This window comes from Aeromonas simiae (genome assembly GCF_014892695.1).
Taxonomy (GTDB): Bacteria; Pseudomonadota; Gammaproteobacteria; order Enterobacterales; family Aeromonadaceae; genus Aeromonas; species Aeromonas simiae.
The window spans coordinates 2,807,018-2,828,405 of the sequence record NZ_CP040449.1; the positions used below are offsets into that span (position 1 = coordinate 2,807,018).

General features: G+C 59.0%; 21 protein-coding genes and 2 pseudogenes. 14 read left to right on the forward strand and 9 right to left on the reverse strand.

Annotated elements, in window-relative coordinates; genetic code table 11:
* Nucleotides 1-14: 14 nt before the first annotated feature.
* Nucleotides 15-635 (reverse strand): TIGR04219 family outer membrane beta-barrel protein, encoded by a 621-nt coding sequence (locus tag FE240_RS13240; protein WP_193001553.1) that lies wholly within the window; start codon nucleotides 633-635, stop codon nucleotides 15-17.
* A gap of 89 nt (nucleotides 636-724) precedes the next feature.
* A complete protein-coding gene (locus tag FE240_RS13245) occupies nucleotides 725-1,159 on the reverse strand; it encodes a copper chaperone PCu(A)C (RefSeq protein ID WP_193001555.1) in 435 nt (144 codons plus the stop codon).
* 92 nt (nucleotides 1,160-1,251) lie between these two features.
* Here FE240_RS13245 and FE240_RS13250 point away from each other — a divergent pair, with 92 nt between their 5' ends.
* Nucleotides 1,252-1,998 carry an enoyl-CoA hydratase-related protein gene (locus FE240_RS13250; protein ID WP_193001557.1) on the forward strand — a complete coding sequence of 249 codons (747 nt, stop codon included), beginning with the start codon at nucleotides 1,252-1,254 and terminating at the stop codon, nucleotides 1,996-1,998.
* Here the strand turns inward: FE240_RS13250 and FE240_RS13255 are convergent.
* Nucleotides 1,995-2,426 carry a DUF2753 family protein gene (locus FE240_RS13255; protein ID WP_193001559.1) on the reverse strand — a complete coding sequence of 144 codons (432 nt, stop codon included), beginning with the start codon at nucleotides 2,424-2,426 and terminating at the stop codon, nucleotides 1,995-1,997. The two genes, FE240_RS13250 and FE240_RS13255, sit on opposite strands and share 4 nt — an antisense overlap.
* A 198-nt stretch (nucleotides 2,427-2,624) precedes the next feature.
* Here FE240_RS13255 and FE240_RS13260 point away from each other — a divergent pair, with 198 nt between their 5' ends.
* A complete protein-coding gene (locus tag FE240_RS13260; RefSeq protein WP_193001561.1) occupies nucleotides 2,625-4,226 on the forward strand; it encodes a peptide ABC transporter substrate-binding protein in 1,602 nt (533 codons plus the stop codon).
* Complete coding sequence (locus tag FE240_RS13265) at nucleotides 4,226-4,546, forward strand: hypothetical protein (protein ID WP_193001563.1); 321 nt, start codon at nucleotides 4,226-4,228, stop codon at nucleotides 4,544-4,546. The genes FE240_RS13260 and FE240_RS13265 overlap by 1 nt, the downstream gene beginning before the upstream one ends.
* A gap of 36 nt (nucleotides 4,547-4,582) precedes the next feature.
* Here the strand turns inward: FE240_RS13265 and dusA are convergent, their stop codons facing one another.
* Nucleotides 4,583-5,572, reverse strand: a complete 990-nt coding sequence (gene dusA, locus FE240_RS13270) for a tRNA dihydrouridine(20/20a) synthase DusA (RefSeq protein ID WP_193004555.1) — start codon at nucleotides 5,570-5,572, stop codon at nucleotides 4,583-4,585.
* A gap of 755 nt (nucleotides 5,573-6,327) precedes the next feature.
* Here dusA and FE240_RS13275 point away from each other — a divergent pair.
* The 7 genes and pseudogenes from FE240_RS13275 to chrA all read left to right on the forward strand — a co-directional run bounded on the left by FE240_RS13275 (nucleotide 6,328) and on the right by chrA (nucleotide 12,512).
* Nucleotides 6,328-7,221 (forward strand): beta-1,6-N-acetylglucosaminyltransferase, encoded by an 894-nt coding sequence (locus tag FE240_RS13275; RefSeq protein ID WP_193001565.1) that lies wholly within the window; start codon nucleotides 6,328-6,330, stop codon nucleotides 7,219-7,221.
* Nucleotides 7,222-7,320: 99 nt separating this feature from the next.
* Nucleotides 7,321-7,605, forward strand: a complete 285-nt coding sequence (gene nadS / locus FE240_RS13280; protein ID WP_193001567.1) for a NadS family protein — start codon at nucleotides 7,321-7,323, stop codon at nucleotides 7,603-7,605.
* A gap of 511 nt (nucleotides 7,606-8,116) precedes the next feature.
* Nucleotides 8,117-8,329 carry a cold-shock protein gene (locus FE240_RS13285; protein ID WP_193001569.1) on the forward strand — a complete coding sequence of 71 codons (213 nt, stop codon included), beginning with the start codon at nucleotides 8,117-8,119 and terminating at the stop codon, nucleotides 8,327-8,329.
* Nucleotides 8,330-9,031: 702 nt separating this feature from the next.
* Complete coding sequence (locus tag FE240_RS13290) at nucleotides 9,032-9,454, forward strand: nucleotide triphosphate diphosphatase NUDT15 (protein ID WP_193001571.1); 423 nt, start codon at nucleotides 9,032-9,034, stop codon at nucleotides 9,452-9,454.
* 125 nt (nucleotides 9,455-9,579) lie between these two features.
* Nucleotides 9,580-10,497, forward strand: a complete 918-nt coding sequence (locus FE240_RS13295) for an IS5 family transposase (RefSeq protein WP_193000518.1) — start codon at nucleotides 9,580-9,582, stop codon at nucleotides 10,495-10,497.
* Nucleotides 10,498-10,663: 166 nt separating this feature from the next.
* Nucleotides 10,664-11,246: pseudogene (locus FE240_RS18960) on the forward strand (transposase); the annotation flags it as partial.
* 144 nt (nucleotides 11,247-11,390) lie between these two features.
* Complete coding sequence (chrA, locus tag FE240_RS13305; RefSeq protein WP_193001575.1) at nucleotides 11,391-12,512, forward strand: chromate efflux transporter; 1,122 nt, start codon at nucleotides 11,391-11,393, stop codon at nucleotides 12,510-12,512.
* A 44-nt stretch (nucleotides 12,513-12,556) separates the two neighbouring features.
* On the opposite strand, the gene ushA is transcribed toward chrA, so the two are convergent.
* The gene (ushA, locus tag FE240_RS13310) at nucleotides 12,557-14,266 is read right to left on the reverse strand and encodes a bifunctional UDP-sugar hydrolase/5'-nucleotidase UshA (RefSeq protein ID WP_193001577.1); all 1,710 of its coding nucleotides are present in this window, start codon (nucleotides 14,264-14,266) and stop codon (nucleotides 12,557-12,559) included.
* 227 nt (nucleotides 14,267-14,493) lie between these two features.
* Here ushA and FE240_RS13315 point away from each other — a divergent pair, with 227 nt between their 5' ends.
* The 3 genes from FE240_RS13315 (at nucleotide 14,494) to FE240_RS13325 (ending at nucleotide 16,190) form a co-directional block, all read left to right on the forward strand.
* Complete coding sequence (locus tag FE240_RS13315) at nucleotides 14,494-14,835, forward strand: DUF2956 domain-containing protein (RefSeq protein WP_193001579.1); 342 nt, start codon at nucleotides 14,494-14,496, stop codon at nucleotides 14,833-14,835.
* Nucleotides 14,836-14,909: 74 nt separating this feature from the next.
* Complete coding sequence (locus FE240_RS13320) at nucleotides 14,910-15,245, forward strand: hypothetical protein (protein ID WP_193001581.1); 336 nt, start codon at nucleotides 14,910-14,912, stop codon at nucleotides 15,243-15,245.
* Nucleotides 15,246-15,314: 69 nt separating this feature from the next.
* Nucleotides 15,315-16,190 carry a tetratricopeptide repeat protein gene (locus FE240_RS13325; RefSeq protein ID WP_193001583.1) on the forward strand — a complete coding sequence of 292 codons (876 nt, stop codon included), beginning with the start codon at nucleotides 15,315-15,317 and terminating at the stop codon, nucleotides 16,188-16,190.
* A 12-nt stretch (nucleotides 16,191-16,202) separates the two neighbouring features.
* Here the strand turns inward: FE240_RS13325 and FE240_RS13330 are convergent, their stop codons facing one another.
* On the reverse strand, nucleotides 16,203-17,600 hold the full coding sequence (locus FE240_RS13330; RefSeq protein ID WP_193001585.1) for a sigma-54-dependent transcriptional regulator: 1,398 nt from the start codon (nucleotides 17,598-17,600) through the stop codon (nucleotides 16,203-16,205).
* Nucleotides 17,601-17,819: 219 nt separating this feature from the next.
* Here FE240_RS13330 and FE240_RS13335 point away from each other — a divergent pair.
* Nucleotides 17,820-18,035 (forward strand): annotated as a pseudogene (locus tag FE240_RS13335) (RidA family protein); the annotation flags it as partial.
* A 94-nt stretch (nucleotides 18,036-18,129) separates the two neighbouring features.
* Here FE240_RS13335 and FE240_RS13340 read toward each other — a convergent pair.
* From FE240_RS13340 to tkt, 3 genes are all read right to left on the reverse strand, one after another.
* Complete coding sequence (locus FE240_RS13340) at nucleotides 18,130-18,639, reverse strand: hypothetical protein (protein ID WP_193001587.1); 510 nt, start codon at nucleotides 18,637-18,639, stop codon at nucleotides 18,130-18,132.
* Nucleotides 18,636-19,154 carry a hypothetical protein gene (locus tag FE240_RS13345; protein ID WP_193001589.1) on the reverse strand — a complete coding sequence of 173 codons (519 nt, stop codon included), beginning with the start codon at nucleotides 19,152-19,154 and terminating at the stop codon, nucleotides 18,636-18,638. The genes FE240_RS13340 and FE240_RS13345 overlap by 4 nt, the downstream gene beginning before the upstream one ends.
* A gap of 195 nt (nucleotides 19,155-19,349) precedes the next feature.
* Nucleotides 19,350-21,341, reverse strand: a complete 1,992-nt coding sequence (tkt, locus tag FE240_RS13350) for a transketolase (protein ID WP_193001591.1) — start codon at nucleotides 21,339-21,341, stop codon at nucleotides 19,350-19,352.
* Nucleotides 21,342-21,388 lie beyond the last annotated feature (47 nt).

Genomic DNA, 21,388 nt, shown 5'->3' on the forward strand with positions numbered 1-21,388 from the left:
TGCCCTGCCTCTGCTTAGAAGGAGAACTCGGCGCCGACGAACCAGCCGTCCACACCCTGATCGACCTTCTTCACGTCGACCTGGGCATCACGCCAGCCGGCACGAACCTTAACCGGCACGGAGGAGAACTGATAGGCGCCCCCAATGCGGTAGTCGTAGTGATCGCTGTCGTGTACGCGGGCGTCACCGAACAAAGAGGCACCGGTACCCGGCAAGCGGACTTCAGTACCGGCATAAGCCATCAGCACTTCGTCGCTGTAGGAGCTGTGGGTGGTCTTGAAATCCCCGTCGTAACGGCGGCCGGTCAGACCGAGATCGATCTGAAACAGCGGGTTGTTGAACAGGCGGTAGTAGAGGCTCAGATCGTAGGCGGTCAGCTCGTTGTCGAAGGCACCGCCCGAGGTGCTGAGATCGGTCACTTCAAACTTGGCATTCGGCAGCAAGATAATGCCGTGCTCCAGTTGCAGGTAACCGCTCCAGTTGTAGTTGTTGTCATAATCAGCACTCTGGCGCTGGACATGACCATCCCCTTGGGCGCGCCAGAGATCGGCACCGGCGGCAAAGCGCCAGGTATCGGCCATGGCCGAGGTGCTGCAAAGGGCCAGAACACAGCCCGCAATCAGCGTCTTTTTCATTATTATGTTCACTCCACGTGGACTGGAAAGGGCTCTATTCTACTCACCTTACCGGCAATACCCAGCAGGAAAAACCAAACAGACGACGATTAATGTCCGCGTGACGGAGCAACCTCTCGCACGGGTAAAGAGAGGCTCAAAGAGTGGCCGTCATCGAAGGTCAGGGTCAGTGGAACGCGGGCATCAGCGCTCAGCGGCATCACGTCAAACAGCATCACATGCAGCCCCCCCGGTTGCAGTTGCACATGGCCGCCTGCCGGCACCTCGATATGGGCGACCTGACGCATCCGCATGACTCCCTTGTCGTTGAGATGGGTATGCAGCTCGACGCGCGCCGCCGCCGAAGAGGCGGCCGCCACCAGCCGCACCGGCTTGTCCGCCTCATTGCTGAGGGTCATGAAGGCCGCCGTGTTCGGCGTGCCCGGCGGCAGCAGGCGTACATACCCCTCCTCAACCGAAACCTTGGCCTGCGCCGGCAAGGCGAGCAGCAACACGAGCAGGGTGTAAAACAATTGTTTGAACATGGTTGACGACCTTTTATGATGGTGTGACTTCAACCAGCCAAGCTTACCCCTGCTGGAATCTTGAATCAGCCCCGGACAACAAGGAGTGAGAGATGGAGCAAGCAATCCGCCAGCAGTGCCAGGATGGCGTACTGACCCTGACCCTGGATCGCGCGGCCAAGCGTAACGCCCTCAACAGCGCCATGTATCAGACGCTGGCCGAGGCACTGGCGACAGCGGCCCATGATGACGCGGTGCGGGTCGTCCTGCTGCAAGGGAGCGAGGAGTGCTTCACCGCCGGCAACGATCTGGGGGATTTCATCGGCAAGCAGAGCCTGAGCGAGGATGACCCCGTCCTGCGCTTCCTGCACACCCTGGCGGGCTTTCCCAAGCCGGTGGTGGCTGCCGCCGCGGGGGCGGCCGTCGGCATCGGCACCACCCTGCTGCTGCACTGCGATCTGGTCTGTCTGGCCGACAACACCCGCCTCTGCCTGCCCTTTATCGATCTGGGCCTAGTGCCTGAATTTGCCTCCAGCCTGTTGCTGCCACGGGCGGTGGGGCACCTGCGGGCCAGCGAGCTGCTGCTGCTCGGCGAGCCCTTCGATGCCCAACAGGCGCTGGCGATGGGGCTGGCCAATCGAGTCGTGCCGGCCCAAGCCCTGCTCCAGGAGGCCGCCACCCTCGCCGCCAAGTTAGCCACCAAGCCGCCGCGCGCCCTGCAACAGAGCAAGGCGCTGCTCAAGCAGGAGCTGCGCCAGGCGGTGCACTTCACCATCGACACCGAGGCCAGGGCCTTTGCCATGGCGCTGCAAGGGGACGAGGCACAGACCCGCATCGCCGCCAAACTGGGACGCCGCTAGTTCAGCCGGAAGCGGCCGATCAGCTCACAGCCCTGCACCCGATCCTGGGTCTGGATGAGGCGGGCAATCTCGGGGTTGGGATGGCGCTTGAGGAAGGCGAGCAGGGCGGCGCGGCAGCAGCCCAGCTCGTCGATCAGCGCCTCGCACTGTCGGTTCGGACACTGGGGCACCAGCGCGGTGACCAGCTCGGAGGCAAGCTTGAGGTAGCGCAGCTCAAAGGCAGGCTCTGCCATCTCACGCCAAAAGCCCGCCAGGCGGTGACAGGTGGCCACCTGCATGGTGGCCTGCTCCGCCAGCTCGAGCCGATCATCGGGCTCAAGCGCCACCTCAAGGGCGCGCTGATACAGGCTCACCGCCGTGCCGAACGCCCCCTTCTCATAGGCTAACTGAGCCTCCAGCATGTACTCCTGCCAGTGCAGATGGTTCATGGTCGTCTCTCCCTGAATAATGGCGTTATTGATCCCTAAATGAGAACAAATATCAACAACACCATTTGCACGGGAATGGCGATGCGATCGCCTGTCACCTTTGCTCGCCGCTCCCTTGGGCACTGGGCTTTTCCCGCGCGCAAGCGGTGCGCTATCATGCCAGCCGACCCCATTTTCCCGACCCGAAAGGCTGACTCCATGAAAGGATGGCTCCCCCTCTTGCTGCTCTGCACCCTGCCCCTGGCCAAGGCGGCTGACGTGCCCGCTGGCACCCCACTCGCGGCCCAGCAGGAGGTGGTGCGCCACCTCAAGGACGAGCCGGCAACGCTAGATCCGCTCAAGCTGGTCGGGCTGCCTGAAATTCAGGTGGTGCGCGATCTGTTCGAGGGACTCGTGACCCAAAATGCCGCCGGGGAGCCCGAGCCCGCCGTGGCGCTGCGCTGGCAGCAGGACGATCCGCTGCACTACACCTTCTTCCTGCGCCCCGAGGCGCGCTGGTCGACGGGGGAGCCAGTCACCGCCCAGGATTTCGTCTATGCTTGGCGCCGCTTGGTCGACCCCAAGGAAGCGGCCACCTTCGCCTGGTTTGCCAAACTGGCGGCCTTCGCCAACGCCGACGCCATCCTGGCCGGAGAGCTGCCACCCGAGCAGCTCGGCGTCAGCGCCCTGGATGAGCACACCCTGCGCCTCACCCTGGCGCGCCCAGTGCCCTATCTGCTCAACCTGCTCACCCACCCCAGCCTGTTTCCGCTGCACCGCGCCAGCATAACGCGCCATGGCAATCAGTGGACCCAGCCCGGCAAGCTAGTCGGCAACGGCGCCTTCGTGTTGAGCAAGCGGGTGGTCAACGAGCGCATCGAGCTCAGCGCTAATCCCCACTATTGGGATCGGGCCCATACGGTGCTGACGAAGGTCAGCTTCGTGCCTATCAATCAGGAGAGCGCCGCCACCGCCCGCTACCTGGCCGGCGATCTGCACATCACCGAGTCATTTCCCAAAGAGCAGTACGGCAAGCTGCTGCGCCAACTGCCGGGTGAGGTGTTCACTCCGCCCCAGCTTGGCACCTACTACTACGCCTTCAACACCAAGCGGGCCCCGCTCAATGATGTTCGGGTGCGCCGTGCCCTCTCCTATGCCATCGATCGCCAACTGATCGCCGACAAGGTGCTCGGCAGTGGCGAGCGCCCTGCCTATCGCTTTACCCCCGACGTGACCCGTGGCTTCGTGCCGGCCGGCAACCACCTGAGCGAGACGGCGCAGGCCAGCCTAGATGCCGAGGCTAAAGCGCTGCTCAAAGAGGCCGGTTACGGCCCGGAGCGGCCGCTCACCCTGTCGCTGCTCTACAACACCGCCGAGGTTCACAAGAAGATGGCGCTGGCGGTGGCCAGCATGTGGAAGCAAAAACTCGGGGTGAAGGTTCTTCTCACCAACCAGGAGTGGAAGAGCTACCTCGACAGCCGCAGCAGCGGTGACTTCGAGGTGATCCGCTCCTCTTGGGTGGCGGACTATAACGATCCTTCCGCCTTCCTCGGCCTGTGGCAGAGCGGCCACAGTGGCAACATGACCGGCTTCTCCGACGCCGCCTACGACGCCCTGCTGGCCCGGGCCGAGCAGAGCCACGGCGCCGCCCGCTCGGCCCTGTTCAATCAGGCCGAGGAGCAACTGAGCGAACAGATGCCCATCGCCCCCATCTACCAGTACACCAATGCGCGCCTCATCAAACCTTGGCTGCGCGGCTATCCCATCGACAATCCGGAAGATGTCGCCTATAGCCGCCAGCTCTATCTGGTCGCCCACTGATGAAGAGGGTCTCCATACTGGTCGCGCCCTTACTGCTGTGGTCGGTGAGCGCTCAGGCCGACGCCCCAAGTGAGCAGCAGTGCCAGCAACAGTTTGCCGCCTGGACGCTGGAGCGGCAGCAACAGTTCAGCAACCGGGCGCTCGATAAGATAGAGCGTCGCCGGGCCGAGCGGGCCATCGACCTTGCCCGCGAGCAACTCGAACAGGGCGAAGGATTCTGCGCGCTGGTCGCCCAGCTCGCCACGCTCGATGACAGCGATCCCCGCTTTAATGCTCGCAAAGGCGAGATCCACGACTTCAGCGACAGCGACGCCCCCTAAAAACAAACGGCGCGCCCGAAGGCGCGCCGCTCATGCTCACTCCACCGCCTCACGCGGCTGCCAGTGCTCTGGCACCTTGGCCATGGCATCGAGCAGCACCTGAATGCCGGCCCCCGGCTTGGTGGCATTCTCGCTCAGGTGGCGGCGCCAGCCGCGCGCCCCCGGCAGATTCTGGAACAGCCCCAGCATGTGACGGGTGACGTGGGAGAGGTAGTTCCCCTTGGCCAGCTCCTGCTCTATGTAGGGCAGCATGCGCCGGACTATCTCGTGACGGCTCAGTGGTGCGGCCTCTTCACCAAAGATGAGGCTATCGACCTGGCTCAGGATGTAGGGATTCTGGTAGGCCTCGCGCCCCACCATGACCCCATCCACCTCGGCAAGATGCGCCTGGGCCTGCTCCAGCGAGGTGATCCCCCCGTTGATGGCGATGGTGAGTGCCGGGTAGTCGCGCTTGAGGCGATAGACGCGCGGATAATCGAGCGGCGGCACCTCGCGGTTCTCTTTCGGACTCAGGCCGCTCAGCCATGCCTTGCGGGCATGCACGATGAAGGTATCGCAACCGGCGTCACGCACCTGCTCGATGAAGGCTTGCAGAAATTCGTAGGAGTCGTGATCGTCGATGCCGATACGGGTCTTCACCGTCACCGGAATGCTCACCACATCGCGCATCGCCTTGACGCAGTCGGCCACCAGCGCCGGCTCGCCCATCAGGCAGGCACCGAAGCGACCGTTCTGCACCCGATCCGAGGGGCAACCCACGTTGAGATTCACCTCGTCGTAGCCGCGCTCCTGAGCCAACTTGGCACAGCGGGCCAGATCGGCCGGGTTGCTGCCACCGAGTTGCAGCGCCAGCGGATGCTCTTCCTCGTTGTAGCCAAGGTAGTCCCCCTTGCCGTGGATGATGGCCCCCGTGGTCACCATCTCGGTATAGAGCAGGATGTTTTTGCTCATCAGGCGGTGAAAATAGCGGCAGTGGCGGTCAGTCCAGTCCAGCATGGGGGCAATCGAGAATCGCTGAGTCCCCATCGTCCCCGACAGGCCGTGATGTTGCTGGGGTTCGCCTTGTTTTTCGGTGTTCTGTTCTTGAGCCATGCTTAACCGTTTTCAACCTGTTTTAACGCTATCGACTCCCCCATAGCCACTGCGAATGCGTGGGGGTTATAGGGGCAATATGAAGGGCCTAGCAAACGGAAAAACACGGTACGCCAAGAGAAGATCCCGCAGCCCCCTCATCCTCTTTCTCCGCGCCGGCCAACGCAGCGGCGTAGTTTAGCGTGAATTGCACCTCTTTGGCAGGAAAAGCGCGCCAACATCAGCGCCGCCAGATAGCGGGACAGATGGAGATATCACAAGGTCAGTCACAGCCCTTTAGCGTGAGTGTTCAATGAGGACGCCGTGCCCCTCTCACCGAGACAACAGAAGAAGCTCGTGGGATGAGCCCATGGAACGCCTAACCGCCAGAGGAGATGCCAGTCGCTTGCGAAGTGCATACCGGCGCACATTGGCTCGATGACATGCGCCGCCTCATGCGGCAATATTGCGCAAAAAAAAACCATTTATCGGGCTATTATCCGCTCCCAGTGATAGGGTGTTTGTCATCGCTCACAACCCGCCACTCCCTCGCAGGGACGTAAAGACGCCCTAACGAATCCCCTCTGTATCAGCCTGATACAGCCGAACACATGAACATTGGGCATCTCTGTGATGGTGATTAAGGCCCAGGCTTCTTCCTACCTGATAACACCTCGCCGTGTCGCCCAGTGCTCCCCAGAGGGTTAACCATGATTGCCTATCTGATCATGATGCACCAGCAGCCGAGCCAGTTTGCCCGCCTGTTCAAGTCCATCTACCACCAAGACAACCTCTATGCGATCCACGTCGACAAGCGCGCCTCGCCACTCGTGTTGCAAGATGTCGCCCTTATCATCAAGCATTACCCCAACGCCTTTCTGATGGAGAGCGAGGTCACCACGTGGGGCGGCTATAGCTTGGTTCATGTGATGCTCAGGGGAATAAAGGAGCTACTGGAAAAATCCAGCGACTGGCAGTTCTTTATCAATCTCAGTGGGCAGGATTTTCCCCTGCATACCCAAAGCACCATCATGGAGCTGCTGCAACAACACGCGGGCGATAGCTTTCTCAGCATCGAGGATCAGCGCAAAGATCGTCCCTCCACGCTGCACCGCCTGCATCACTTCGTCACCCATCAGGCGCTCACAGGGGAGCCGGTGGCACGAAAGACACTGCGCCCCTTCCTGCCAGCCACCGTTCCCTACATCAGCTCTCCGTGGATGATCCTGGCCAGACACTTCTGTGAGTTCGTAACGCACAGCGTCGAAGTCGAAATGATTCGAAATTTCTATCGCAATACACTGGTGGCCGAGGAGGGATTTTTCCCCACCGTACTGATGAACACCAGCTACGAAGGAGGCATCGTCAACGACTGTAAACGGGAGGTGGACTGGATCATGTATGGCAATGTACGCCTGCGCAATCGGGTCTTTACCCTCGATGATGCGAACCGCTTGCTCAAGAGCACCAGCTTGTTTGCCAGAAAATTCGATGAAAATATCGACGCACAGATCCTCGAATTACTCGAGAGCAATCTGCATCTCGATCGCGACGAACTACCGGGTTTTCAATCGATGATGATAAAGAGCAGCCTGGAACACTAACCCGCGTCTCTCCGCCCGGAGCCGATCCACACCATCGGCATCGTTAAACCCAGGGGAGAGCTAGGCCGTGACATCATCACCTCACAGAGATCTGACATCATGAACCCAGTGCAGCGCCGCCAGCCCACCACAGAAGAGATCGCAGAGGAGCGCCAACCCCAGGAGGTCTACCCCAGACTCAGCCGGCCTGAGTCAGAGGAGATCAAAGCGATACGGGCAGCGCTCAATCTCTCTCAGCAGGAGTTCTCCATTGGGATCGGAGTCAGTCTCAACACCGTCAAAAGCTGGGAAAGCAATCAGCGCAGACCTACGGGTCGCTCAGCCGAGCTGCTGGCCATGCTCAAGGCAGACCCCACCCGGTTCTACGAGCTGAGCGATGATTGACCCCCCTTCGCAACGCTCGGGGCGCAGTAATGCGGCACTGGCAATCTCTTTCCACTTCGGCCATTGACTCAATGAACGGCCTCTTTTATTACGCATGCTTGAACTTGGTGCCGCTCAGGTGCGCGCCACCGATTTCGGCCCCCTTTAACCATGAGCCCACTATCTTCTAACGCGGTTATTATCCGATTTATTTTAATCACAGCACTGCCATCAACCATTTCACGAACATCAAAGACGCCGCGCCAGCAACTAGGTTTCATAATGAATAAAAAAGCAGTGAAATAGACTAATCAGGATTAGCCATTTAGCCGTCTATCATTTTTAAAATATCCATTGCTTTTCATGGAACAACCACGTACCTTAGCCGGACACCTTCAGCCATGAAGGTACTTAGTAACAAGTTGCAGTCCCTCCCTGAACTCACACACCCCAGTGAGTCCTCCTGAGCATCTCCCACCTGTTATTTTTAGCTGCATTAGCAGCACTCCCCCCTATTATTCAAGGTTCTTATATGTCTAAGATTACTGGCTCTGTTAAATGGTTTAATGCCGATAAAGGCTATGGTTTCATTACTCCCGATCAGGGTGGCAAAGATCTGTTCGTCCATTTCAGCGCCCTTCAAGGCGATGGACACCGCAGCTTGTATGATGGTCAACGTGTGAGCTTCTCTATCGAGAATACTCAAAAGGGCGAGAACGCCGTCAGCGTCAGCACCATTGACTAATCATAAGTGGGGTAAGCATCACGTCTTACCCTCTTTCCACATTTTATTCCCTCCTCGTCCACCATTACCCCTTCATATTATTTCCATATAGGTACAATCCATGCTTTTTAATATCGACCCCGAACTCTGTGTATCCAAACATACCGCCCCCAATAGCGATAAGTGGATTTGTTATTCCACTGCACCCAACACCGAAAACCATAAACGCACCACATGGAAAAATGTCACCGGTCTTTTGAGCACCGAAGGCATGTATCAGTGGCTACTGAGCAATTACACCCTAAATAATGCTGCCTCCAATTTCTCTGATCTCTCCCTGCGGACTCATCACTAATATGAGTTTCACCGCACAAAATGACGCTCTTCTTCGATAACGTACCAATCACCTAACTCACCACAATATAACCCGTATAACCATACCCGCCTGCTGCATCAAAATAGGCAACAATAAGACTCGACTCGCCCCTTATTCAGCGCCCCTCATCCTTTGAACACGCCCTCTTACTTTCCACCCTCGTGGTAACCTAGTCCCTCCTGCACAGAGGCCGCTTGTTTTGGATAGAGATCATCCGGCAGCGCCGCCTCATTAATAAAACGAGGGCTCGGCATCACCGCAGTAATCCCCTATCTCTTGCCCCATCTCTGGCTTGTAATGGCTGCGCCGCTCGGCCAAGATACTCCCCGCACAATAAGGAGGGGGCAATGAACTATCCACGGGTGGGTGTCGGAGTGATACTCGAGAACGCCAAAGGGGAGATCCTAGTGGGCAAACGCAAAGGGAGTCATGCTCCCTACTGGTCAATCGCCGGTGGGCATCTGGAGCTTGGCGAAACCTTCGAGAGTGCAGCCATCCGCGAAGTAGAGGAAGAGACCGGCTTTTGCATCAACAGGCCGAGGGTCGTGGCCATCACCAACAACCTCGAGACGTGGCAAGAGAGTGGATTGCACTATGTTTCAGTCATTCTGCATGCACGCGTCACTGGTGAGCCCCGCTTATGCGAGCCGGAAAAGTGTGAGGGATGGTACTGGGTCAGCCCACATGCTCTTCCTGAACCCCATTTCGATGCCAGCCGTCAAGGCATAGCCGCCTGGCTCGCCGGAGCATGTTACCTCTCTTCATCATGAGGAGGACGTCGCAGCCCAAATCGATACCGCTTGAAGGGGCGTTGTTTCCCAAATCGATGCAGCTTGAATGGAACTAACAGAGGACTTGGTGATCTGATCACCACCATCCTCTTCAAGTCTGCATTATGGGCAAGTCGCTTCACCCCATCACCAATTGGCCTAAATACAACAAGTCTTTGATTAACCGAGGTTCACTCACCTTCTGGGTTGATGCCGAAGTCATGAACAACTGGCTCTACCACGACCATCATGGGCGGCGGGGCCGCAGCCAGCTTTACACTGACCAGACCATCTGTACCTTCCTGATGCTCAAGGGAATTTTCAACCTCACTCTGCGGGCTACTCAGGGACTATTCGACTCCCTGTTCGAGTTGATGAATGTGCCGTTGTGCGCACCGGACTATAGCTGTGTCAGCAAGCGGGCCCGCACGGTGACCGTGACCTATCGGCAGCCCAGCAAGGGGCGCATCACCGACCTGGTTATCGACTCGACTGGCCTGAAGGTGTTTGGCGAAGGCGAGTGGAAGGTTAGAAAACATGGCGCTGAGAAGCGGCGAGTGTGGCGCAAGTTGCATCTGGCGGTAGACCCGGTGAGCCACGATATCGTGGCGGCGGAAGTCTCGCTGGAAAATGTCCATGATGCTGAGGTGTTGCCCACCTTGCTTAACCCTCTGCGGCGTAAGCTGGGGCGTGTTTATGCAGATGGCGCCTATGACAGCAAGGCCAGCCATCAGCTTATCTCGCGCAAAGGGGCGATAGCCTGTATCCCGCCTCGCAAGAGTGCGGGGCTCTGGAAAAAGGGGCATCCAAGAAATGAGGCTGTGCTGGTGATGCGCAAGGAAGGGTTGGCGCACTGGAAGAAGATATCGGGGTATCACCGTCGCTCGCTGGCAGAGACGGCGATGTACCGGTTCAAACAGTTGCTGACGGGGAAAATCAGTCTGCGTAACTACAACGGTCAAGTGGGAGAGGTCATGGCCTACGTGTGTGCGATGAACAAACTGAATACCCTTGGCCTACCTGTCAGAAAGCCCCGAGTGTAGCGCTCACCCTGGGCTGGGAACGTCATGACTTGCTGGCTGATTTGGGAAACAACGCCGCTTGAAGGAAGCGAGCTGAGGTGGTGGGGATCTGGTTCCCCCCTTAATGTCAGCATTCATGGGCAAGGCGTGTTACTCCATCACCAACTGACCTCAATACAACCCGTCTCTGATTAACCGTGGCTCTCCCACCTTCTGGGTTGATGCCGTCACCATGAACAGCGAGTCCCCCCACGGTCATCATGGGCACAGGGCCGCAACCCGCTAGCCCCTCTTACCTTCCTAATACCAAAGGGAACTGTCCGTCTCACTCTTCGGGCTACTCGACTCCCTGTTCGAATTGATGAACGTACCGCTTTATGTTCCCGATTACCCTTGTGTCAACAAGCGGGCACGCACGGTAACAGTGGCCTATCGGCCGCCCCCAAGGGACGAATCACCGACCGGGTTATCGACACGACCGGCCTGAAGGCGTTTGGTGAAGGCGAGTGGAAAGTCAGAAAATACGGAGCCGAGAAACGGCGAGTGTAACGCAATCTGGGACAGGTTTACGCCGATGGCATCGATGACCACAAGACCAGCCATCTGTTGGCTGTACGCAAAGAGGCGATAGCCTGTATTTCACCTCGCAAGAACGCGGGGTTCTGGAAAAAGGATGGAAAAAAGGCCCCCAAAGAAATGAGGTGATGCGAAAGGACGGACTGGCGCACTGGCAGAAGATATTGGGATACCACCGTCACTCACGGGCAGATTTAAGCAACAACGCCAATTACCTCCCCTCCCGGAAAGGTAACAAATAAGAAAGCATTGGTGAGTAAATATATGAAAATGTTGTACTGCGTTTGTCATATGGTATCGCTATCATGGGCCCCATCGTCACCCGCACAGGAGCGGACATGCTCCCCATCTTCTTTCGCTTTCTCTGGCTGGGCTGCCTCGGTTTTGGTGGCCCGGCAGCGCACATCGGGCTGTTTCGCCAGACCTTCGTCGAGCGCCTCGGCTGGTTGAGCCAGGAGCAGTTTGCCCACCAACTGGCCCTGTGCCAGTTTCTACCCGGCCCTGCCTCGAGCCAGCTCGGTTTTGCCATCGGCCGACAGCGGGCCGGCCTGCCCGGAGCCCTGGCCGCCTTCATCGGCTTCACCCTCCCCTCTTTTATCTTGATGGTGAGCCTCGCCCTGCTGGGCGGTGCGCTGCTGGAGCAGGCCTGGTTTCCACTGCTGGTACATGGCCTCAAGCTGCTGGCCTTAGTGGTGGTGATGGATGCGGTGCTCGCCATGGGACGCCAGTTCTGCACCACCCTTCTGCATCAGGGCTGCATGGTGATGACCGCCGCCCTGCTCTGGCTGCTGCCCGGTCTTGTGACTCAGTTCGCTATGTTGCTGCTCTGTGCCCTCGTGGGTGGCTGGCGGGCCAGCGCCGAACCCGGCCCCCACACTCCAGGCGCACCGGCCTGGGGCTGGCTGGCCGCCTTCTTCTTGCTGCTTCTGCTGCCGCCCCTGCTGGGTCAGCAGCTGTTTGCCGACTTCTATCTCACCGGCTCACTGGTCTTCGGCGGCGGCCACGTGGTGCTGCCCCTGCTACAGCAGACGGTGGGGAGCCAACTGGGAGAAGCCCAGTTTCTCAGCGGCTATGCCCTGGCCCAACTGGTGCCGGGCCCCATGTTCACCCTGGCCAGCTACCTCGGCGCTCTGGCCAACCCCGTCCATCCCTGGCTTGGTGCCCTGCTCGCCACCCTCGGCGTCTTCCTGCCCGGCTTTTTGTTGCTGCTGGCACTGGCGCCACTTTGGCACGGGCTATTGTCCCGACCACGCTGGCGCGCTGCCAGCGCCGCACTGAACGCCTCGGTCGTCGGATTACTGCTGGCCGCCCTCTACCAGCCGGTCTTTACCAGCGCAGTGCGCGCAGCCCCAGATCTGGCTCTCGCCGCTCTGGGATGGTTTGCCCTGCGGGCGATGAAGGTGCCGCTCCTGCCATTGGCCGCCGGGCTGGTCACGCTCTCCGCCCTGCTACACGGATAAACAAAGCCCGGCGGATGCCGGGCTTTGTTGATCGCTCGAGTCGCTTACTCGCAGCCGGTTGTGCTCGCGCTATGGATAAAGCTCACCTCGCCGGCCGGCTCATAGTCAGCGACGTGGAGGCGCTTTCTGGCCAGCAGGTAATCTTTCAGCACGCCGGCATCAACCAGCCCGGCATTGAGGGTACTGATGACCGGATAGCCGTCACCCCCTGCGGCGCTAAAGCTTGGGATAGAGAAGCTGTAGCGGGCCTCGGCATCAAAGGGCTTGCCACCGATGGCGTGGATGGTCACGCGCTTGGCCTGGCAGTCGACCTGCATCTCGATGCCGCCAAACTGCGGATAGCCTCCGTCCTTGCCCGTCGCCGCGCGCGTCGCGATCTTGGCCAGGTAGTGTTCCAGCTCGCTCCCTTGCATGGTCGCCTTGTTGACCGTGTTGCCAAACGGGTGCACGGTCAGCACGTCGCGGTAACGAATGTCGCCGGCCGCAATGGAGGCGCGCACCCCACCCGAGTTGACGATGCCAAAATCGGCCCCGAGTTTCTCGACGCTGGCGGTGGTGATGAGGCGCCCCAGGTTGGTCTGGCGGCTTCGCACGTCGCTACGCTCCCCCACCAGCACCCCGTCGCTGGCGGCGATCACGCCCCCCAGCTCCTCCTCCCCCTTGGCCTGATAGGCTTCGAGAGTGCGGTAGAGCACCGGGTCCTTGACGATCTCCTCTTGCACGAACCGGGCCTTGCCCTCCCTATCCTTGATGACTGAGTTCGTGGCATCCCGCTTGACCAGGTTGACTGGGATCAGCTCATAGCGGGTGAGGGTGAGCTTGCCGTTTTGATAATCAAACTGGGCACGCCCCACGTACTTGCCCCACTCGTGGGCCTGCATGATCCAGGTGCCGTTCTGCTGATCCGGTAGGCAGTCGTCACCCGGCTGGAAGTCGGCATACCGGTTCCCTAGGGTGGGCTCCATGCACACCGGGTTCTGGGAGTGGCCACCTATGATGGCGTCCAGATAACCGGCCGGCAGGGCGCGGGCCATCTCCACGTCGCCCGGCGCATTGCTGCCATGTTGGCCGTCGGCATAGTGGCCCATGTGGGTGATGGCCAGCACCAGATCGGCCTGCTTGCCGGCGCGGATCTGCCGGATCTGGGCCGCCGCCTCTGTGGTGGGGTCGCGAAACGCCAGGGTCTTGACGTTATCCGGGTCGACCAGTTGGGCCGTGTCTTCCGTGGTCAGCCCGACCACGGCGACCCTGAGGCCATCTTGCAGGGTGAAGATCTTGTAGGGATCGAAGTAGTGCTTGCCGCTGGCCTTATCGTAGATGTTGGCCGACAGCATGGGGAACTGGGCCCACTTGCGCTGCTTCTCCAGCACCGCGAGCGGGTTGTCGAACTCGTGATTGCCCACCGCCATGGCGTCGTAGCGGATGCTGTTCATCGCCACGAAATCGGGCTCGGCATCTTGCAGGTCAGACTCGGGCACCCCGGTGTTGACGTCACCGCCCGAGAGCAACAACACACTGCTGCCGGCGGCCCTGGCCTCGGCCCGCAGCCGCTCCACCAGCGTCTTTTGCGCCGCCATGCCATATTCGCCGTCACTGTTGTGCCAAAAGCGCCCATGGGTATCGTTGGTATGCAGCACGGTGAGCTTACACACCTGCTCACGGCACGCTGTGGCACTCTCGTTTCTCGATGCGTGACAGCCGCTAAGTAGCATCAATAGCGCCAGGGCCACTGCCCCTTTCCATCGTCGTTTCATCTTCCTCTGCACCCTTTTGTTATTGTTCGAGCCGCCCAGACTCAGTTGACCCACTATAACAGTCCCCGGTCACCATCTGATATCAGCACGCCCTTGAACGGAATAATTGTGATCTGTCTCACGCATCACAACTGATTGTTTTATATGACAATAAGCTAAAAGAGCAGCATATCTGGCCTTTTGCTGCGGATTTTCGCACAATTTCCTCCCCATCGATGGAGCCCGATATGGCCAATTACCAAAAACCCTCCCCCGAGAGCCAACAGGAGGCGCAGCGCCTCGCCCGTGCCAACCAGAAGCCGGGCCAGACCAAGGAGCAGACCCAACTGATCGCCCAAGGGATTCAGAAGGGGATAGAAGAGTTCAAAAAGCAGCAGAAGGCCAAGGCGCGCGAGCTTTCCCGCCACAAGAAACAGCAGGCCAAAGCCAAGACCAGCCATGCCCAGAACGACACCAATGAAGAGGTGCCTGCGGGCGAGCTATTGATCGAAACGCGCCAGCATCCGCTCCCTTGGCTGCTGCTGGCCGCCAGCTGGGGCGCCTTCCTGCTGTGGTACTGGCTCGGTTAGGCATTTGCCCCTGACGCCGGCGCTTCCCTCCCCTGACCCAGGCAGGAGCCCCACCATCCCTTTGGAGATCGCACATGTCCACCCCCTCCCTCTTCCTGCTGGCCCCGCTCGGCCTGTTTCTGGTCGCCATGTTGCTGTGGCGGATCGCGCCGCTGCGGGCCATGGCCGCCGGCGGTGCCCGCTGGTGCGTGCTGCCAGCCTTCACCCTTTTTATTCTGCTTATCGTGGCCAACAACACCCTCGATCCGCTGTTGCGCAACCCCGCACTGCACTGGTTGATGCCGGGGCTGGGCTTTGCTCTCTCCCTGTTCCCCGCCCTGCCCAAGGCGCTAGTGCCGCGTCTGGCCATCAAGGAGGGGGGCTTTGCCGCCCTCGGCCTGATGTTGATGAGCCTCGCGCTGGTGATTTGAGCCACTTGCCAACGGGAGCGATGACAAGGCATCTTGGAGTGAGGCACCTCGCCCACTCCGGAGCCTTCAATGAACGGCACATCCGACTTCATGGCCTGCTGGGACTATGACCAACCCGCCGCCAGCGCCGAGCGTTTCCTCGCCCTGTTGCCTCATCTGGAGGCCAGCGGCGATCGGCAGACGCTGCTCGAACTCAAGACCCAGCTAGCGCGCACCCACACACTGCGCCACCAGTTCAGTCAGGCTCACGCCCTGCTCGATGAGGTGGAGCAACACCTCACCGAGGCCACCCCACGCGCCCGCCTGCGTTATCTGCTCGAGCGGGGCCGCACCTTCAACTCCGCCGGTCGCCGCGCCGAGGCCCAGCCCTGCTTCGAGCAGGCGTGGCAGGAGGGGCTGCGCCAACACGAAGAGCCGCTTGCCATCGATGCGGCCCACATGCTGGCCATCACCCTCCCCAGCGTCGATGCGCTGCGCTGGCACCAGCGAGCCATCGCCTTGGCCGAGCGTAGTCAGCGTGAAGAGGCCCAGCGCTGGCTACCCAGCCTGTGGAGCCATCTGGCTTGGAGCCTGTTTGACTTGGGGCGCCTCGACGAAGCGCTGGCTCTGCAACGCAAGAGCCTCGGCTGGTACGAGGCGCACGGTCGGCAGCGACAGGCCTTTCGCGCGCGCTGGAGCGTGGGACGCATCCTGCGTGAGCAAGGCGCCATTGAGCCGGCATGGGCCATGCAACTGGCCCTCAAGGAGGCGATGGAGCAAGCCGGCGAGGCGGCCGATGGCTATCTGTTTGAGGAGCTAGGCGAGCTGGCACGGCTGCGCCAAGATCCGGAGCTGGGAGCCGAGGAGTTTTTTGCCAGGGCCTGGTTTTTACTCTCGCGCAGCGAAGCGCTGGCCAGTGACGAGCCAGAGCGGCTGGCTCGCCTCAAACGCCTCGCTAAGTTGTGAGGGGCTGACGGGTTAGGCGCGCCCAGACTCCTCCCACGCCAGCTTCTTGCGGTAGATGGTCGACGGGCTGATCTCAAGCAGGGCCGCCGCTTTCGGGATGTTGCCATCGCACTCATCGATGGCGTGTTCGATGGCCTCTTTCTCAACGATCCAAAGCGGGCGCACCGGGCGAGGCTCAGCACTCACCGGCGAAGCGGTGGGCCCCTCGCTAAGCGGCGCCACGGCGCGGGGGGCGCCACTTAAAGGGGGCGGCAGCATCGACGGCTCGACCCGCTCGCCATCGTTGAGCACCACGGTATTGCGGATGACGTTTTGCAGCTCGCGCACATTGCCGGGCCAGGGATAATCGAGCAGCACCCGGGCTGTCTCCGGGGTGAAGTCGACAAACCGGCGCCCCTCCTCCTTGGCGTAACGCTGTAGTAGCTCGCGCGCCAGCAGCAGGATATCTTCCCCGCGTTCGCGCAGGGGCGGCAGGGTCAGCGGGATCACGTGCAGGCGGTAGTAGAGATCCTCGCGAAAACGCCCCGCTTTCACCTCGACCAGCGGGTCACGGTTGGTGGCGCAGACAAAGCGCACGTCCACCGTCTCGGTCTTGCCGCTCCCCACCTTCTGGAAACTGCCGGTTTGAATGAAACGCAGCAACTTACTTTGCAGCTCGAGATCCATCTCGCAGATCTCGTCGAGAAACAGGGTTCCGCCGTCAGCCAGACTGGCCGCCCCCTTGCGATCGCTCACCGCCCCGGTGAAGGCCCCCTTCATGTGACCGAAGATCTCGCTCTCCATCAGATCGTGGGGAATCGCAGCGCAGTTGAGGGCCACAAAAGGCCCCTCGCGGCGCGGGCTGCTCTGGTGGATGGCCTCGGCGCACACCTCCTTGCCGGTGCCGCTCTCCCCTGTGATGAAGACGGTCGCCTTGCTCGGCGCCGCGCTCTCGATGATGCGATAAACCGCCTGCATCGGCATCGAGGCGCCGATAAAACCGGCGAAGCTCTGGCGCTCAAAGTTCTCGCGATAGTGGGCTACCAGCGAGCTCAACTGCTGATGCTGCAAGGCATTGTGGGCGGTGGCGCACAACCGCTTGCCGTCAAACGGTTTGGTCAGGAAGTCAAAGGCCCCCAGCCGCATCGCCTCGACCGCCGTGTCGGCCGAGCCGTGGGCGGTGATCACCACCACGGCGCAGGGAAGCTGCTGCTCGGTCACCAACTTGAGGATCTCCATGCCGTCCATATCCGGCAATTCCAGATCGAGCAGGATCAGGTGAATGGGCTGGCTCTCCAGCACGGCCAGCGCGTCCTGACCGCAGTGCACCATGGTCACCTCATAGCCGGCTTGCAGTAAAGACTGGCGATAGACCACGGCCAGACTCAGGGTATCTTCGACCAGCAGGATGCGGGGGTTGGCTTGCGACACGGTGGGAATCCTTGAAGTTGGCATAAGGACAATTCTGCGCTGCCAACGCGCCCGGCTCAATCCCATTTCTCTTATCTATGTGCAAAATGCAAAAAAGAGTCGATAAAGCGCCATGTCGCGGTATCAAATGGGCCTGCCGCGTCGCGATGAAGAGAGAGGTCGGCATGGGCAAAGCGAGACCCCCTCACCTTGGCCGCATGCAAGATGGGAGGGAAAAGTGAGAGCATCGGCCACGTGATGGACGATATCGTCAAGGTTAATATCCTGCTCGCCGATAGCGCGGATCTGGCGAAGGTGGATGCCGTCTATACCCGTTATTTCCCGGACTATCTGCCCGCCCGCACCGTGATTGGCGTAAGCGCATTGCCCGCCGGCGCCCTGGTGCAGATGGATGCGGTGATATCCAATGCGGAAAGCACCCCGCCGCAGGTATAAGGTTTGTTTTAAAGACCGGCTATCAGCCGGTCTCTTTTTATGTAACATATGGGGCATTATTTTTATGACATCAAATTAAAGAACGTTGCATATATTAAACAGGACCACCCGCCACATCGGGATATGCTTTTACCCAAGGGTCCTCATTACCGGTTTCCTTATACCATCTCATGGTGGCATTGAATATCTCAATACCAACATGTATTGCCTCATCATTAAAACTACCTCGAGATGATGGCTCATAAGGATAACGACTTTCAACAAATAAAGCCTTATTCTTTTCAAAAAACGAACAATAACGGGAGAAATTCAATTTGTCATATATATCTCTGTCAATTCTTGCCGCTATATCATTAAAGAGATGGACTTTTTTCTTTATCTCATACTGTTCACCAACAGTACCTTTACGCATGTTATTAGTGGGTTGAGATAGAAAACTCTTCAATATTATCTCTATCGCAATTGCAGCATTGACCATAGCAACAGACTGTAAATTTGGTTGCAACCAAATTACCTTGGCAGCACGTAGATAATCTGATGCTGTTTCTAACATATAGGCAGATTGATTTCTCCCTATCGCATCCAGTTTACTATGAGAGCTCATTTTTTCTCCTTATCTATAGCTGAACGCCATAAAATAATATTTGGCAATAATGCACTAAGAGTGATATCTGTTGTACCCAACAACATAGATAGAACATTGCTCAGTGGATAGTCTTCTGAATCAGAAATATCAATCACAATTCGCTGAGTATTCATTGCCAATTTACTATTATTTTTACCCTCACCTACCCACTCGGATGAGTGCTTCCACCAATTTGCAGCAGCATTAACCACTGAGATGAATGAAAATTCCATAGAGTAACGCGGACCAATATCAAAAGCTTGTCTCTTTATCACTCCAGTGAGAGTAAGAGTATCATTCAAATATTGTTGTATTGCAGCAAAACCAACACCAACAAAATACTCACCACGATCAGCCAAACCTTCTGATTCAGGAGGAATAGATCTCAACATGGAAAGCCTAACGGCATGAATCTGACCATCTAGTAAAGAAAGTAAATCTGATAAGAGATTTAATTCACTATCCATATACTCATTACCAATTTTAATATACATAAAACATCCAAAACATAGTTTATTTGTGTTTAATTAATTTCAAAAAAACATATTAACAATTAAAAAAATATGATTCATCACTATCCACAATAAATTCTTTAAAATAAAAAAAGCCCCCCATCTTGCGATGGAGGGCGTTTTATTGTTCCGGCTATTGAGCCTAGACGGCCCAATCTTCAAGAATTACAGGGGCTATTACAGGGACTCTGCGGTTGCAACCACGTTTTCCACGGTAAAGCCGAATTCCTTGAACAAGAGCTCGGCCGGGGCGGACTCACCGAAGGTGGTCATACCGATGATCTTGCCGCCAAAGCCCACGTACTTGTACCAGTAGTCGGCGATGCCGGCTTCGATGGCCACACGCTTGGTGACGGAGGACGGCAGAACCGACTCCTTGTACTCGGCAGACTGGGCGTCGAACACGTCGGTGGCCGGCAGAGAGACCACGCGCACGGCGCGGCCCTTGGCGCTCAGCTGCTCATAGGCGGCCACGGCCAGCTCGACTTCGGAGCCGGTGGCGATCAGCAGCAGCTCCGGGGTGCCGGCGCAATCTTTGAGCACATAGCCACCCTTGGCCACGTTGGCCAACTGCTCGGGGGTCCGCTCCATCTGGGCCAGGTTCTGGCGGGAGAAGATGAGGCTGGTCGGGCCGTCGGCGCGCTCAATGGCGTGCTTCCATGCCACGGCGGACTCCACCTGGTCACAGGGGCGCCAGGTGCTCATGTTCGGGGTCAGACGCAGGGAGGCGATCTGCTCGACCGGCTGGTGAGTCGGGCCATCTTCACCCAGACCGATGGAGTCGTGGGTATAAACGAAGATGGAGCGCTGCTTCATCAGGGCGGCCATGCGCAAGGCGTTGCGAGCGTACTCCATGAACATCAGGAAGGTGGCGCCGTAGGGGATAAACCCACCGTGCAGGGCGATACCGTTCATGATGGCGGACATGCCGAACTCACGTACACCGTAGTGGATGTAGTTACCGGCGGCGTCATCGTTGGTCAGCGACTTGGAGCCGGACCACATGGTCAGGTTGGACGGCGCGAGATCCGCAGAGCCGCCCATGAACTCCGGCAGCAACTTACCGAAGGCTTCCAGGGCATTCTGGGAGGCCTTGCGGGTGGCAATCTTAGCCGGGTTGGCTTGCAGGGCTTCGATGATCTTGGTCGACTCCGCAGCCCAGTTGGCCGGCAGCTCGCCAGCGACGCGGCGCTTGAACTCGGCAGCCAGCTCGGGGTGAGCAGCGGCGTAAGCGGCGAACTTGGCATCCCAATCGGATTCCAGCTTGCTGCCCTTCTCCTTGCCATCCCATTCGGCGTAGATCTCGCTCGGGATCACGAACGGATCGTGGTGCCAGCCGAGGAAGTCGCGGGCGGCCTTGATCTCATCGTTACCCAGCGGGGAGCCGTGGCAGTCGTGGGAGCCGGACTTGTTCGGCGAGCCGTAACCGATGATGGTGCGGCAGCAGATGAGGGTCGGCTTGTCGCTCTCAGCCTTGGCGGCCTCGATGGCGGCGTTGATCGCCTCCGGGTTGTGGCCGTCAACGGCCGGGATGACGTGCCAGCCATAGGCTTCGAAGCGCTTGGCGGTGTCGTCGGTGAACCAGCCCTCAACGTGACCGTCGATGGAGATGCCGTTGTCATCCCAGAAGGCGATGAGCTTGCCCAGACCCAGGGTTCCGGCCAAGGAGCAGGCTTCGTGGGAGATGCCTTCCATCAGGCAGCCGTCGCCCATGAAGACATAGGTGTGGTGATCGACCACGTCATGGCCAGGACGGTTGAACTGGTCGGCCAGCGCCTTCTCGGCAATCGCCATGCCCACCGCGTTGGTGATGCCCTGACCCAGCGGACCCGTGGTGGTCTCTACGCCCGGTGCATAACCGTACTCCGGGTGGCCCGGGGTGCGCGAATGCAGCTGGCGGAAATTCTTCAGATCGTCGATGGAGAGGTCGTAGCCGGCAAGGTGCAGCAGGGAGTACAGCAGCATGGAGCCGTGACCATTGGAGAGGATGAAGCGGTCACGATCGGCCCAGGTCGGGTTGCTCGGGTTGTGCTTCAGGTGGCTGCGCCACAGCACCTCGGCGATGTCTGCCATGCCCATGGGGGCCCCCGGGTGACCGGAATTGGCCTTTTGAACAGCATCCATACTCAATGCTCGGATGGCATTGGCAAGCTCTTTACGAGAAGGCATCTCTATCTCCTGCGATTGCTTCACTTGATTGCCCAAGACGGCGAGGC

Bases quoted from the DNA above. Each gene is read 5' to 3' on its own strand.
- nadS (WP_193001567.1), top strand. From the start codon at position 7,321: ATGAACCCAGTGCAGCGCCGCCAGCCCACCACAGAAGAGATCGCAGAG.
- FE240_RS13245 (WP_193001555.1), bottom strand. From the start codon at position 1,159: ATGTTCAAACAATTGTTTTACACCCTGCTCGTGTTGCTGCTCGCCTTG.
- tkt (WP_193001591.1), bottom strand. From the start codon at position 21,341: ATGCCTTCTCGTAAAGAGCTTGCCAATGCCATCCGAGCATTGAGTATG.
- chrA (WP_193001575.1), top strand. From the start codon at position 11,391: ATGCTCCCCATCTTCTTTCGCTTTCTCTGGCTGGGCTGCCTCGGTTTT.
- FE240_RS13240 (WP_193001553.1), bottom strand. From the start codon at position 635: ATGAAAAAGACGCTGATTGCGGGCTGTGTTCTGGCCCTTTGCAGCACC.
- FE240_RS13340 (WP_193001587.1), bottom strand. From the start codon at position 18,639: ATGAGCTCTCATAGTAAACTGGATGCGATAGGGAGAAATCAATCTGCC.
- ushA (WP_193001577.1), bottom strand. From the start codon at position 14,266: ATGAAACGACGATGGAAAGGGGCAGTGGCCCTGGCGCTATTGATGCTA.
- FE240_RS13320 (WP_193001581.1), top strand. From the start codon at position 14,910: ATGTCCACCCCCTCCCTCTTCCTGCTGGCCCCGCTCGGCCTGTTTCTG.
- FE240_RS13250 (WP_193001557.1), top strand. From the start codon at position 1,252: ATGGAGCAAGCAATCCGCCAGCAGTGCCAGGATGGCGTACTGACCCTG.
- FE240_RS13290 (WP_193001571.1), top strand. From the start codon at position 9,032: ATGAACTATCCACGGGTGGGTGTCGGAGTGATACTCGAGAACGCCAAA.
- dusA (WP_193004555.1), bottom strand. From the start codon at position 5,572: ATGGGGACTCAGCGATTCTCGATTGCCCCCATGCTGGACTGGACTGAC.
- FE240_RS13315 (WP_193001579.1), top strand. From the start codon at position 14,494: ATGGCCAATTACCAAAAACCCTCCCCCGAGAGCCAACAGGAGGCGCAG.
- FE240_RS13345 (WP_193001589.1), bottom strand. From the start codon at position 19,154: ATGTATATTAAAATTGGTAATGAGTATATGGATAGTGAATTAAATCTC.
- FE240_RS13295 (WP_193000518.1), top strand. From the start codon at position 9,580: ATGGGCAAGTCGCTTCACCCCATCACCAATTGGCCTAAATACAACAAG.
- FE240_RS13285 (WP_193001569.1), top strand. From the start codon at position 8,117: ATGTCTAAGATTACTGGCTCTGTTAAATGGTTTAATGCCGATAAAGGC.
- FE240_RS13265 (WP_193001563.1), top strand. From the start codon at position 4,226: ATGAAGAGGGTCTCCATACTGGTCGCGCCCTTACTGCTGTGGTCGGTG.
- FE240_RS13325 (WP_193001583.1), top strand. From the start codon at position 15,315: ATGAACGGCACATCCGACTTCATGGCCTGCTGGGACTATGACCAACCC.
- FE240_RS13260 (WP_193001561.1), top strand. From the start codon at position 2,625: ATGAAAGGATGGCTCCCCCTCTTGCTGCTCTGCACCCTGCCCCTGGCC.
- FE240_RS13255 (WP_193001559.1), bottom strand. From the start codon at position 2,426: ATGAACCATCTGCACTGGCAGGAGTACATGCTGGAGGCTCAGTTAGCC.
- FE240_RS13275 (WP_193001565.1), top strand. From the start codon at position 6,328: ATGATTGCCTATCTGATCATGATGCACCAGCAGCCGAGCCAGTTTGCC.